Genomic DNA, 12,748 nt, shown 5'->3' with positions numbered 1-12,748 from the left:
TAATGAGAATAGATAAAAATTTACCTAATTATCTAACTATTGCTCGAATAATGGTAATTCCGGTTATTATACTGGCATTTTATATAAATAATTTACTTGCACGTAAACTTGGGGCATTATTATTTGTTTTAGCTAGTATTACGGATTTTTTTGACGGTTATATTGCAAGAAAATATAATTTAGTTACAAGTTTTGGCAAGATGTTTGATCCTATAGCAGATAAGTTACTAGTAGGTTGCGTTATTATAATGCTACTAAAAAAGGATAACGTAGATGAGATACCTTGCTTATTAATTTTAGCACGAGAATTTTTAGTTAGCGGTCTTCGGGAATTTTTGGCTCTAGTAAAGGTTAGTGTGCCTGTATCGAGACTTGCTAAGGTAAAAACGTTTTTACAAATGTTTGCTTTATCGATATTGATACTAGGCTCAAAAGGTTCAGGAATTATTTATTTAGATATAGTAGGGGAAATAATTTTATGGATTGCCGCTTTTTTAACAATCATTACAGGCTATTCTTATTTTAAAGCATGTAAGAAATATTTTTAAATAGGAGAATTTTATGATATATGTAAAATATATAATTTTAGGGTTTATTATGGTGTCTAGTTTAAATCTTTACGCTGCTAACAATGATATAATTGCCGATAAGAAAGTTGTAAAGGTAGAAGTAAGTAATGAACATTTAAAAACATTAAATGAAGCTTCTACTCTTTTAATTAGTTGTGTAGATTTTAGATTAATAGACGAAACAGATAAATTAATGAAGCAATTAGGATTAGAAGATAATTTTGATAAAGTATCGCTACCGGGTGCATCGCTTGCCCTTGTTAACGACAAATATACTTATTGGGGAAAAACAATAGAAGATACTATCGAGATTTTACAAGAATTACATAACATCAAACAAATTGTTTTTCTTGATCATAGAGAATGTGGAGCTTATAAAATACTTATAGGTCAGGAACAGCTAAATACCAAGGAAAAAGAAACGGCAGCCCATGCAGAAATTTTAAACAAAGCCCGTGATATAATAAAAGAAAAATTTCCCCAATTAAAAGTTTATACTTTTTTAATGGGTCTTGATGGTGTAGTAGAGCAGATTTATGAAGATGTAATTCCTAGCTAAAAGCAGCTTTGTTGCATGGCTCTTATGTCATTCCTGCGAAAGCAGGAATCCAAAAAAAAGTATAAATATAGCAAATTTTAAAATTAAAAGCTCGATTTATCTCGCTTTATGCTGGATTCCTGCTTTCGCAGGAATGACATCAAGTAGATTTTTCGATCCATGCAACAACACCTGCAGTTGCTCGCAATGACAATTTTGGAGTCACGCAACAACGCTGAGAAAAATAATTTATTTTGTATCTTTGTTCTTATTATCATTAGAATCAGCAGTATTATTCTTTTGGTCGTTTTCTGCCGGTAGTTTAGAGATAGATAGTTTTTGTTTATATTTTTGTTGCTCTGCTAAAAAATTTTGAGCCTCTTTGGAAAGACTGTTATATAGTTCACGTTTCTTCTTATTAATATCGACTATTTCTACTCTATATTTTTGTATTTCCTTCCGTACTTCCGGTTTTATAGTACCGGCGTAAGCAGAAAAATCATCTATAATTTTTTGTGTTGTAACATCGTTAGTTTTTGCACCGTCTTTTTTGGAGCCGTCAGAAGTTGTACTATTGGCAAAGCAGCTTGTACTAAGTAAAATAGCTATTCCAAATATTATTTTTTTTATCATATAAACCTTAAGCCTTATTCTTGATAAGTAGACCATTTTTAAGTCTAATAGTCAATAGACTTCTTTTCGAACTCTACTTCTAGGGGTAATTTGTACGTCAATCCGGTACTCTCATCCTCACGTACTTTTTTGTACGCTGCGGTGCGAGGTGAAGTGTTCCCTCCAAATTCCTCCCTATAAGCGAGTTCGAAAAGAAGTCTAATATATAATAGAAATTATATGTATTTTCTATTTGTATTTTATTGTTTGGTGAGTATAAATATACTAGGTTCTGTGAAGGAAAATTAAATTAATCTATTTTTTGCTGTAAATCATAAGATTTTTTTAAAATAGGAACAACTATTACTGCAAAAATCTTATTAATTTTCGCTAAAAAATATCTGAAAATATAAATAATTTAATTTTCCTTCACAGAACCTAGTAGTTGGGAATAAATATAAAATTATGAAAAATATACAATATTATAATAATAATGCTCAAGAGTTTTATAACAGAACAATCAATGCGGATTTATCTGATAACTATAAAGCATTTACTAGCTATTTACCTGAAAAAGCTCATATTTTAGATGCAGGTTGCGGAGTTGGCCGTGATACAAAATATTTTTTAAGTCAAGGATATCAAGTTACCGCTTTTGACGGCTTAACCGAAATGGTCAAATTAGCCACAAAAGAAACCGGAATAGATGTACTGCACTCAACTTTTCAAGATGTCAATTTTAAGAAGTCGTTTGATGGAGTTTGGGCTCAAGCAACTCTCCTTCATGTACCTTATGTTTATAAAAAAGTTCATGCTGCATTAAAGCCGGAAGGGATTTTTTATGCTTCTTACGGATACGGTTCAGATATTATACAACGTGATGACAATATGAATTAAGATACAATAAAACCTTATTTTAACGGGCTTTTTGAGGTATAGCTAGACCATAGTAAATAGGTACAGTTAAATAAACTTTAGTACGTGTTCTACAGCCATACTGATATCTTGAATTGCCCCGTAACTTTTCTTATTTCGTTCTTAATCTTAAACCAATAATGTTCTATAGGATTTAAGTCTGGGCTATATGTAGGTAAGAATAAAATTCTGCACCCAACCGACTCGATTAATTCTCTTATTATATTATTCTTATGGAAGTTGATATTATCCATAATTACTGTTTGTCCAGGATGTAATTCTTTAGTTAATATAGTCTCTACATAGGTTGTAAATATTTCTTTATTACAATTTCCTTCAAATATTACTGGCGCTATAATTTGATTATTACGAAGCCCCGCTATCATACTGATCCTGGATTTATGTTGATACACTTTGTTTCCATAACATCTAGTACCTTTTATACTCCATCCATATTCTCTACAAGCATTATCTTCTATTCCTGACTCATCAATGAATACTAGAGTTTCTTTAGAAATTTGCTGTATCTTTTCTATAAATTCATTCCTTAAACCAATATCCCTTCTGGGATGAAGATGACTTTTTTTTATAAGTGTACCCTAGTAGTTTTCTATAGTAATTTATTCTAGTTCTTTGTAATCTATTACCTAGTATAATACTTAATTCTTTAGCTGTTTTATCATGATTATTGATAATTAATTCTTCAAATTCTTTGAGATTTATTTTTGCATTATAACCCTTTGCTGGACCATAAGGTTTTGCTTTTATATCTCCTGTTTCCCATTTAAGAGTTTTCCATCTATATATAGTGTTACGACCTATATTGAATATTTTACATGCTTTAACAATTGAGAGCCCATCATCTAGAGCTTTGAATAGTTTCATTCTTAAATCGTAACTGTAACTGCTTGCCATAATTTATTTATAGTCCCTTTGGTGGTTAAAACCTCCATCTTCCAGATGGAAAAGCTTTAGCTTGCCATGTGCGCCATGATGCGTTAGCATCACAAGCACCATGAGTTCAATACGTCAGGAAATTACGTACTGTTTACTATAGTCGCTATTATACAGTGTGGTAGACATTGTGTGTGCAAGGAAGTTACTGTAGGTCTAATAGTGGTAATGTAACGATTATATGATTAATAGGCATATTGGTACACATGAGCCAGACATGATTTTGCACATACGGGTCGCATAAGCTTTAGCTTCATATGCGACTTCTAGTCGCTATAAAACAAACTTTCATCTTTCAGATGAAAGTGGTTGATTATTATTTATAACATATATATTAGCATAGTATGTACCTATTTACTATGGTCTAGCTATACCAAGAATCTTTAGAAGCAATTAAAAAGTTAAAGCAAGAATTAGGCAAGCAAGAGGATGCGGAAATAAGTAATTTATTTGGAGCTGAAAGAGACAATAGTTTTAAAGGAATTTTAGGTAATATTGATCAAACTTTTGACGGCAAATCTTTATATAACTCGGCAGAAGAAAAAGCGGCTCATTTGTTATATTTCATAATAAAAGATCATCCATTTAGTGATGGTAATAAAAGAATAGGTTGTTTACTTTTTTTACTTTATCTTACCAAAGCAAAAATTGGGTTAAAAAATATTGGAGTAAGTGCTATGACATCATTAGCATTACTTATTGCAGAAAGCGATCCTATACAAAAAGAATTAATGATTAACTTAATTATGAATTTAATAAATGATTAGTTTTATGGTTAGTAAAGCTCAATTAGTACGAGTGGTAATTAAGAATTACTTACGTGAATTAAAAGAAGATAGAGAAGATGCAGAAATTGCTTTAGCAAGAAGTAATAATCCAAATAAGAAATTATATTCTTCAGAAGAAGCAGCAAAATTGTTAAAAAAGAAATATGGATTATAATTTTGAACTATCGTCATATTTATCATGCAGGCAATTTTGCTGATATAGTCAAACATTTAGTACTTATTGCGATTTTAGAACAGCTCAAGAAAAAAGAAAAACCTTTTGCGGTTTTAGATGCTTTTGCTGGGCTAGGTCTTTACGATTTAAACTCGGAGGCGGCTTCTAAAACTTTAGAAAGCGATACAGGCATTAATAAACTACTGCAAGCTACCGATCCTATTTCTCAGCTTTTACAAACTTTCTTAAATATAGTAAACCTAGCAGGTCTTAATCATTATCCCGGCTCACCTTTTATAATTAAACAATTATTAAGACCAAATGATCGCTTAATTGCTTGCGAACTTCATCCAAGCGATTACTTGAGTTAAAAAAACTACTACCGAATAATACACATAATATAGATGCTTATAATACTATAAAAGCTTTTTTACCCTTTAAAGAGAATAGAGGATTAATTTTTCTTGATCCGCCTTTTGAAGTAAAAAATGAGTTTCAAAAACTGCTCGAAGCACTTAAAAAAATTAAGCTACGAGTTCTTAATAATACCGTCTTAATTTGGTATCCTATAAAAGATTTATCTTTAGTCCGTGATTTTTACCACAATTACAAGAATATCGGATTTAAAGAAACTATAATTATTGAATATGAGCTTTTATATAGTGATAAAAATATGGTAAAGTGTGGTTAATGTTAATTAATCCTCCAAATATTAGAGAAGAATTAGAAAAATTAACTGGTTATTTAATCAATATTTTAAATTTAAAATTTACGTATACTTGCTGAATTTGAAAAATTGGCTTCGTTGTTTTTTGCTTTTAATCCTCACGTACTAGTATGTATGCTGCGGTTAAAAGCCTCAAAACGCCTTGCTCTTTTCCAAATTGAGCTTCGTATATCAACTCTTCATTTCACAGGAGTATATTTACTTTTAATGTCTTTTCGAAAATATATCTTTTTACTGTTTATAGTTTTTCTGGTTCAAGGTTGTAGCAGTATTAAAGAATCTAGTGATACTACATTACTTTCTACTACTTCATCTCAATTAAAGCAAAAATATAAAATCAGCCATGCGGATTTAGTAGTACAGTATGATTTAACAAACAAAAATAGCAAATGTATATATGCAAAAAACTTAGGTCTAATAATTAATAATCCTAAACAGAATAAGATTTTTTTACAAAAATTCCATAATAAAAACCCGGCAGAATTTAATAAAGCAGCCGAAATAAAAATAGCTGATATAAAGGCAGTTGTAACAAAACTAAATTCAAAATATAAGTTTCTCTCTAAACCGGAAGCTAGCTATTTTGCAAAAAAACAAACTCATAGGAATAATATCTCGGAATTAACCAAGCTTGATAAAATAATTAGTACAATACCGCTTATGATGCCGGAATATGAGCCGAAAATTACTAGCCATTACGGAATTAGAAAAAGTCCTCATAAAAAGAAAAGAAAAAAGAAATGTTTCCATAGCGGTATTGATTTACAAACTAAAAAAGCAGCGCCGATATATGCAGCGGCAAGCGGAATTGTTATAAAAGCGGCAAGAGCACCTGATTACGGGAATTTTGTTGAGATTAAACATGGACGCAAATTGGTTACGAAATATGCTCATTTAAAGGAAATGTCAGTCAAGGAAGGAAATAAAATTAAGCGAGGTCAATTTATCGGTATACAAGGAAGAACCGGTAATGCAACGGGTGAACATTTGCATTTTGAAATTCTACTAGACAATAAAGCAATTAATCCTTTTGATTTTATTTTTAACTGCCGTAAATGTTAAATTATGATCAAACTTTTATATCCTAAATTTTGGCAGAAGCGAAATATTACAGCTTATTTACTTTTACCTATAAGCTTGATATATCAATTTTTAGGCTATTTACGAGCTAGTTTAGCACGTCCTATTATGTTGCCTGCTAAAGTTATTTGTGTCGGTAATTGTAGCGTAGGAGGTACGGGTAAGACGCAGATAGTAATGTATCTAGCCAAATTACTAAAAGTTAGAAATGTAAGTTTTGTAATAGTAACTAAGGCTTATGGTAGTAACCTTAAAAGTGCAACTACCATACATCAAGGACATACAGCATTAGAGGTAGGAGATGAGGGAGTAATACTTGCAAAGCATGGAACAGTTATTGCTACTAAAAATATTAAAGAGATTTTACCGTTAATTAACGAGCTTAAACCTGATATAATAATAGTTGATGATTTCCTACAAAATCCTTATTTTCATAAAGATTTTACTATAGTTTCAGTAGATAGCCAAAGGCTTTCCGGCAACGGTTTTCTAATTCCTGCCGGTCCTTTAAGGCAGTATCCAAATAAAGCCCTTGATGCAGCTGATTTAATTTTTTTAGTCAGTAGCACCAATGATAAAATACCGAATATTTTAACTCTTTATGTCAATAAGTTAATAAATGCTCAAATAGTTCCTTCAAATAATATAGATAAAACTAAAAATTATTTTGCTTTTAGTGGCATTGGTAATCCTGAGCGTTTCTTTTCGACTTTAAAAAATTACGGATTAAATATAACCGGTTACAAAATTTTTCCTGATCATTATAATTATTTACAAGCAGATTTAGAAAATTTATATTCATTAGCTAAAGAGCATAACGCTACCTTAATTACTACAAGAAAAGATCACGTTAAGTTTAATGATTTAAATAATAATATTGTCTGTCTAGATGTAGAACTATCTATAAACAACCCTGATTTATTAAATGAAAAAATTTTTAAAAAAGCTCAGATATTTAATTGAGTATTTTATCGTCGTTATATTCCTTAAAGTAATAGGAATATTCGGTGTAGATAAAGCAGCAGATATTTGTAGTTTTATAGCAAAAAAAGTCGGTATATTATTTGCCGTTAATAAAATTGCTAGACGAAATATTAAAGCAGTATTCAGCGATATGTGTGATGTTGAAAAAATCATAGATCAGACTTGGGATAATTTTGGTAGATTTATCGGTGAATTTACATATGTCGACAAGATGGATGAAGCCGAGTTAGAGCGTAGAATCGAAATAATCGGCATAGAAAATATTAAAAAACTTGAAGGACAACCCTTTTTATTATTTAGCGGTCACTTTGCCAATTGGGATATTAGTCTTAAGATTCTTCATAAATCTTATCCGAAAGTTGCCGTAATTTATCGTAAAGCAAATAACCCGTATGTTAACAAGTTGGTTAATGAAAGCCGTGCCGGTGATAAATTAAGACTTATACCAAAAGGTCCTGAAGGTAGCAGAGCTTTAGTTAGGGCTATCAAGGAGGGTGAATCTATTGTTATACTTGTTGATCAAAAAATGAACGATGGAATTGAAGTGCCTTTTTTAGGGCACCCTGCTATGACTGCAAACGCCATCGCTAAAATTGCTTTGCAGTATAAATATCCAATTATACCTTGCCAAATCATTAGAACTAAAGGCAGTTATTTTAAAGTAATAGTTCACCCGCAATTAAAGTTTGAGCAAACCGGTGATAATAAAGTTGATTGCTATAATATTATGCTTAATATTAATCAAATGCTAGGAGAATGGGTTAAGCAAAATCCTTCTCAATGGTTCTGGTTTCATAATAGATGGAAAAAATAAAACGTCATTGTGAGCGACTGAACGGTCTCATACGCTCGGTGTCATACCGTGGCTTGACCACGGCATGACAGTGGTGGAATTGATCCACGTAACAACACTTAAGAAAGCATAGTCCGTAATTTTTCAAGTACCTCTTGAGCGTGATTTTTAGCATTTACCGACCGCCAAATATGCTTAACTATGCCCTCCTTATCAAGTAAAAACGTAGCTCTATCAATGCCCATATATTTTTTACCGAATATTGATTTTTCTATCCATATCCCTAATTGTTCACATAAATTTGAATTTGCATCAGAGGCTAAATCAAATCCTAAACTATATTTTTCTTTAAATTTATCATGAGAGTCAAGCTTATCTTTGGATACTCCGATAATTACCGTATTAAGTTTATCAAATTCCGGTTTTAGCTTGTTAAAATCTTGTGCTTCAATAGTACATCCAGGTGTATCGTCTTTCGGATAAAAATATAATACTATGAATTTTCCTTTTAAATCCGATAGTTTAATTATTTTATCTTTACCTATGTGTAAAGATAAATCAGGAACTTTTTTTCCTAGTTCTAATGTCATAAAATCCTCAAAGTTATTTGATACAAATAACTATATATTAAATATGTATTTTTTAAAATTACTTTTTAAAGTTATATTATTTATGATTCTGATATATAATACCTAAGTTTAATTTTTATTAACTATTTTCAAAAAGAGGTTTTATGAGAACTATAGGGGAAGCACTTGAAGAATTACATAATAATCTTAAAGGTTCTGTTAAAATTATTACTGCCGATTTTAATAAAAAATGTCATGAAGTGGCGGATAAATTATCCGTTAAAATTAATGATTTAGAGAAATATGTTAAGGATAGTAAAGATCATTCTTTAGAAACTATAAAAGAGCAATATAAAAATTTAACTAAAGAGTTGCAGGATTATCAGAAAATTAAAGATGATAAAGTAGAAGAATATAGACAAACTCTTGTAAAAAAACTTGATGATTTAAGTAAAAAAATTGAACAATATAATAATAAACATAAATAATTGGATAATATAATGAAAAAAATCTTAATAACACTAGGGGCTACCGCTACATTATTATTAACACCTAGCATTTTTGCAGATTCGCCTACCAAGGATGAAACAAAAGCAAATGAAGTGCAAACTGAAGAAGTAGCTACAAGCAGTACAAAAACAATTACCGAAAACTTACAGGGATTAAAAGACAATTTAACAAACCTAGCACAAACGGGAGCCGATAAATTTAATCAGACCTTAAGCAATACTTATGATCAGATAGCCCAAAGCGTTGCAGAGATAAAAAAGAATGTGAAAGATCAGAAAGATAAAAAAGGTGAAGAACTGCAAAAATCTATAGATGATGTAAAAGCAAAAATGGAAGCTTATAAAAAAGCAGGAAGCAAGAAGCAAGAAAAAATACGTCAGTACCTAGTGGATAAATTAGAAGAGCTAAATAAAAATATTAATGAATATAATAACGATAAAGAAAAAGCAGATTCGTAATTTTTTAACGTCATTGCGAGGGGAGATGCGTAGCATCGACGCGGCAATCTCATAAAGTAGGATAAACTCCTGAGATTGCTTCGTCGAAACTTATAGTTTCTCCTCGCAATGACTGCGGACAATATACCCTTAAAAATCGGTATTATTTATGACTATTACCAAAGAAAAAATTGCAGCTATGTTAAGCTCCAAATTGGGTTTTTCAAATAATTTATGTGAAGAAATAGTTAATACGGTTTTTTTCTAACATTTTAGAAATAGCAAAGAAACAAAAATTAACTTTAAAGAATTTCGGTAGCTTTGAGGTTAAACAAAAAAATCCACGTCCCGGAATAAATTTTCATACCAAATCACCGGTAATTATAGAATCAAAAAAGAATTTACGTTTTGTCCCTTCTTCCAAATTAAAAGCTTTAATCAATAACCATAACAAATAATAGATTAATAGACTTTTTGCATAACGAAGCTAATAAAGAGGAATTTGAAGGAAACACAGAACGTAGCACCGCAGCGTACACTTTAGTACGTGAGGATGCGAGTACCGGATTGACGTACAAATTACCTTTAGAAGCAAGTTATGCAAAAAGTCTAACAAAAAAATATTATTCTGCTAGTGAAGTGATTAAGCATTTAAATATTGCTTTACATCAATTAAGATATCTAGAGACAAAAATCCCTGATTTATCTAATTATAAAATAAATAATAGAAAATATTATACTGCTAATGATATTGATTTACTTCAAAAATCTTGCTGCAAAACGAGTTATATGAAGATTAACTTGGAAAAGAGCGAGGAGTCTGTAAGCCGAGGAGCGGAGCATACAGAAGTACGTGAGCATCCGAGGGCTTACAAAGACGACTCAGCCAATTTTTCAAGTTCATCGAGTAGAATCGATGTATTACTTACCAACTTCCATAATTTATCTCTTCAAATAAAAAAAATTCTTGCCGATTCCTCGATGACTTGCGTATAGTACTTGTCATATCACGTTTTAAAGAAAGGAGCATATTATGACAATAAGACAAATGGTAAAGCCGGTAATTATAGGTATATCCGGTCCTGAATTAACCGATGCCGAAAGAGAATTATTTGAAGAGCATAATCCTTTAGGTGTAATTTTATTCCGTCGTAATATTAGAAAGAATGATAACGATGAGCAGGATAAAGAAGCCCTTATTAAGCTTATTGCAGATATAAAAGAAGTATTAGGGGAAAATACTATCATCTCTATAGATCAAGAGGGTGGTAGGGTAAAAAGGCTCATAGCACCGACTTTTTATGACGCTCTGGCTGCTCAAACTTTCGTTGATGTACAAGAGTGCAAACAAAACTATAGCAATATAGGCAAAGAGCTAAGAGAAGTAGGCATTAATCTAGATTTTGCACCGGTAGCGGATTTGATCCACGAAGGAGCAGACAAGATAGTCGGAGATAGAAGTTTTGGCTCAGAGCCGGAAGTAGTCGTACCTTTATGTTTAGCTGCTATAGACGGATTACAAGAAGAGAGAGTCGCAGCTTGCATTAAGCATATTCCTGGTCATGGTAGAGCTACGGTGGATAGCCATAAAAAATTACCGATTGTCGATGCTGGTATAGAAGAGTTAGAAAAAACAGATTTTAAAGTATTTAAGGAGCTAGCGAAGCACGATAATATTAAGCTTGCTATGACTGCACATATAATTTACAAAGCTCTTGATCCAAACAACCCCGCAACTCTATCCAGAATAGTTATCGATTATATTAAAAATAATATTGGTTTTAAAGGGCTTATTATTTCCGATGCAATAGATATGAAAGCTTTAAGCGGTAGTATGGCAGATATTACCAAAGGAGTTTTAGATGCAGGCATAGATATAGTGCTTGAATGTACCGGAGAATTTAACAAAATGTCTGAAGTTTTAGGGAGTGTTTCGGAAGGTTCTATAGATAAATTTTCTGACTTGTTTATTGCTGAATGCTATTATTTATTTAATGTCATACCGCGGCTTGACCGCGGTATCTTAGGACACAGTCTGTGATGCAAGATCCCGTGGTCGTAGCCACGCGGGATGACAACGGAACTGCACAACGGCAGGTATTTAGCCGTAAAATGGCTATTAAGGAGCTTATTCAATTAATCTAAGTTAAAATTAATTAAACAATTATATTGAAAAAATTTATATTTACTATTAATCTGTTTTTTAATTTTTAGTTAAAGAATTAATTTTATAAATTACTTGAATAGTATTATGAACAGTCTTGTGGATTTAAGTTCTAAAAGCTATAGGTAATATTTACTAAGAATAAAGATATATAGAATTTTAGGTAGCAGGAGGGGATTTGATTTGTGATATTATTAATCTGCTTAAAAAAGATTTAAATAAAGCAGATATAGAAAATGAGATATATATGCGCCTTAAAGAACCTTATTCTGTTTTAAAAAAGATGAAAAGGAAAGAAGTGCTGATTGATGCATTGAAAGACTTAATTGCATGTAGGATTATAGTTAAATCTAAAGCTCTATGCTATAATGCTTTGGACGTAGTTAAGAGTTCTCCGCATTTAGATTGGTTATACACCAAAGATTATATCAATAGACCAAAAAGCAACGGCTATCAGTCTCTTCATAATATAATGCAGCTTTTACACTCTAAGCGTAATTTTGAAATACAGATAAGAAGTGAAGATATGCATAAAGATGCCGAACTTGGTAGAGCGGCTCATTTAAATTACAAAGAAGAACAAGACCTTCGTTTGAAAAAAGTTTTTGACGTTACTAATGACACGATACTTTCTAAAGCATGTCAAATGGTGAAACAATTTGAAGGATTAGAAGAACAAATTGTAGAATATGAAAAAGAAATTATGCGTATTTGGCATACTAAATACGACGAAATGCTAAAATGGGAAAATACTGCTGAAGTGCTAATATTTAACGAAGAGTAGTTTTCTCGTCATTGCGAGCAGGCATTGCCAGCGTAACACCGCCTCGTCATTGCGAGCGACCGTAGGGAGCATGGCAATCTCGTTAAATATCCTGAGATTGCTTCGTCAAAACTTGCAGTTTCCCCTCGCAATGACGGATAAGCCGATCCATGCAACAAGGTCTATGGCTG

Annotated in this window: 15 protein-coding genes and 5 pseudogenes; 16 read left to right on the top strand and 4 right to left on the bottom strand. The window is 31.5% G+C overall.

Annotated features, from left to right (window positions below; translation table 11 throughout):
• The first annotated feature begins 2 nt into the window (after nucleotides 1-2).
• Both pgsA and REIP_RS06670 read left to right on the top strand, forming a co-directional pair.
• On the top strand, nucleotides 3-548 hold the full coding sequence (pgsA, locus tag REIP_RS06675; RefSeq protein WP_008579505.1) for a CDP-diacylglycerol--glycerol-3-phosphate 3-phosphatidyltransferase: 546 nt from the start codon (nucleotides 3-5) through the stop codon (nucleotides 546-548).
• Nucleotides 549-561: 13 nt separating this feature from the next.
• Complete coding sequence (locus REIP_RS06670; protein ID WP_045804119.1) at nucleotides 562-1,128, top strand: carbonic anhydrase; 567 nt, start codon at nucleotides 562-564, stop codon at nucleotides 1,126-1,128.
• Nucleotides 1,129-1,356: 228 nt separating this feature from the next.
• Here the strand turns inward: REIP_RS06670 and REIP_RS06665 are convergent, their stop codons facing one another.
• Complete coding sequence (locus tag REIP_RS06665) at nucleotides 1,357-1,740, bottom strand: hypothetical protein (protein ID WP_045804118.1); 384 nt, start codon at nucleotides 1,738-1,740, stop codon at nucleotides 1,357-1,359.
• Nucleotides 1,741-1,790: 50 nt separating this feature from the next.
• A pseudogene (locus REIP_RS09970) lies at nucleotides 1,791-1,940 on the bottom strand (palindromic element RPE1 domain-containing protein); the annotation flags it as partial.
• 244 nt (nucleotides 1,941-2,184) lie between these two features.
• On the opposite strand from REIP_RS09970, the gene REIP_RS06660 reads away from it, so the two are divergent.
• Nucleotides 2,185-2,616, top strand: coding sequence for a class I SAM-dependent methyltransferase (locus tag REIP_RS06660; protein ID WP_045804380.1), 432 nt, complete (start codon nucleotides 2,185-2,187; stop codon nucleotides 2,614-2,616).
• Nucleotides 2,617-2,682: 66 nt separating this feature from the next.
• On the opposite strand, the pseudogene REIP_RS09965 reads toward REIP_RS06660, so the two are convergent.
• Nucleotides 2,683-3,549 (bottom strand): annotated as a pseudogene (locus tag REIP_RS09965) (IS630 family transposase).
• Nucleotides 3,550-3,980: 431 nt separating this feature from the next.
• On the opposite strand from REIP_RS09965, the gene REIP_RS09960 reads away from it, so the two are divergent.
• The 6 genes and pseudogenes from REIP_RS09960 (at nucleotide 3,981) to REIP_RS06620 (ending at nucleotide 8,135) form a co-directional block, all read left to right on the top strand.
• Nucleotides 3,981-4,355 carry a Fic family protein gene (locus tag REIP_RS09960; RefSeq protein WP_082068271.1) on the top strand — a complete coding sequence of 125 codons (375 nt, stop codon included), beginning with the start codon at nucleotides 3,981-3,983 and terminating at the stop codon, nucleotides 4,353-4,355.
• Between the two features lie 4 nt (nucleotides 4,356-4,359).
• Nucleotides 4,360-4,530, top strand: coding sequence for a hypothetical protein (locus tag REIP_RS06640; protein ID WP_197069213.1), 171 nt, complete (start codon nucleotides 4,360-4,362; stop codon nucleotides 4,528-4,530).
• 2 nt (nucleotides 4,531-4,532) lie between these two features.
• Nucleotides 4,533-5,316 (top strand): annotated as a pseudogene (gene rlmJ, locus REIP_RS12785) (23S rRNA (adenine(2030)-N(6))-methyltransferase RlmJ).
• 148 nt (nucleotides 5,317-5,464) lie between these two features.
• Nucleotides 5,465-6,319: a M23 family metallopeptidase gene (locus REIP_RS06630; RefSeq protein ID WP_045804378.1), complete on the top strand. Its 855-nt coding sequence runs from the start codon at nucleotides 5,465-5,467 to the stop codon at nucleotides 6,317-6,319.
• Nucleotides 6,320-6,322: 3 nt separating this feature from the next.
• A complete protein-coding gene (gene lpxK / locus REIP_RS06625) occupies nucleotides 6,323-7,300 on the top strand; it encodes a tetraacyldisaccharide 4'-kinase (protein ID WP_045804117.1) in 978 nt (325 codons plus the stop codon).
• Nucleotides 7,263-8,135: a lipid A biosynthesis lauroyl acyltransferase gene (locus tag REIP_RS06620; RefSeq protein WP_045804116.1), complete on the top strand. Its 873-nt coding sequence runs from the start codon at nucleotides 7,263-7,265 to the stop codon at nucleotides 8,133-8,135. Before lpxK ends, REIP_RS06620 begins: the two co-directional genes overlap by 38 nt.
• Before the next feature lie 98 nt (nucleotides 8,136-8,233).
• On the opposite strand, the gene bcp is transcribed toward REIP_RS06620, so the two are convergent.
• A complete protein-coding gene (gene bcp, locus REIP_RS06615) occupies nucleotides 8,234-8,704 on the bottom strand; it encodes a thioredoxin-dependent thiol peroxidase (RefSeq protein ID WP_045804115.1) in 471 nt (156 codons plus the stop codon).
• 143 nt (nucleotides 8,705-8,847) lie between these two features.
• Here bcp and REIP_RS06610 point away from each other — a divergent pair, with 143 nt between their 5' ends.
• From REIP_RS06610 to REIP_RS06590, 7 genes and pseudogenes are all read left to right on the top strand, one after another.
• Nucleotides 8,848-9,171 (top strand): hypothetical protein, encoded by a 324-nt coding sequence (locus tag REIP_RS06610; RefSeq protein WP_045804114.1) that lies wholly within the window; start codon nucleotides 8,848-8,850, stop codon nucleotides 9,169-9,171.
• A 12-nt stretch (nucleotides 9,172-9,183) separates the two neighbouring features.
• Nucleotides 9,184-9,651 (top strand): hypothetical protein, encoded by a 468-nt coding sequence (locus tag REIP_RS06605; RefSeq protein ID WP_045804377.1) that lies wholly within the window; start codon nucleotides 9,184-9,186, stop codon nucleotides 9,649-9,651.
• A 148-nt stretch (nucleotides 9,652-9,799) separates the two neighbouring features.
• Nucleotides 9,800-10,088, top strand: a pseudogene (locus tag REIP_RS09955) (HU family DNA-binding protein).
• Nucleotides 10,078-10,239: pseudogene (locus REIP_RS13245) on the top strand (palindromic element RPE1 domain-containing protein); the annotation flags it as partial. The pseudogenes REIP_RS09955 and REIP_RS13245, both read left to right, overlap by 11 nt.
• 30 nt (nucleotides 10,240-10,269) lie before the next feature.
• Nucleotides 10,270-10,626: a palindromic element RPE5 domain-containing protein gene (locus REIP_RS06600; RefSeq protein WP_410525705.1), complete on the top strand. Its 357-nt coding sequence runs from the start codon at nucleotides 10,270-10,272 to the stop codon at nucleotides 10,624-10,626.
• Nucleotides 10,627-10,663: 37 nt separating this feature from the next.
• On the top strand, nucleotides 10,664-11,671 hold the full coding sequence (locus tag REIP_RS06595; RefSeq protein WP_045804113.1) for a glycoside hydrolase family 3 N-terminal domain-containing protein: 1,008 nt from the start codon (nucleotides 10,664-10,666) through the stop codon (nucleotides 11,669-11,671).
• A gap of 301 nt (nucleotides 11,672-11,972) precedes the next feature.
• Nucleotides 11,973-12,578 carry a guanosine polyphosphate pyrophosphohydrolase gene (locus REIP_RS06590; protein WP_045804112.1) on the top strand — a complete coding sequence of 202 codons (606 nt, stop codon included), beginning with the start codon at nucleotides 11,973-11,975 and terminating at the stop codon, nucleotides 12,576-12,578.
• The last annotated feature ends 170 nt before the right edge of the window (nucleotides 12,579-12,748 follow it).

Origin of the sequence: Rickettsia endosymbiont of Ixodes pacificus (genome assembly GCF_000965155.1) — a bacterium.
Lineage (GTDB): Bacteria > Pseudomonadota > Alphaproteobacteria > Rickettsiales > Rickettsiaceae > Rickettsia > Rickettsia tamurae.
Note: the sequence above shows the minus strand (reverse complement) of the source record. Positions and strands in the feature narration are given on the sequence as shown.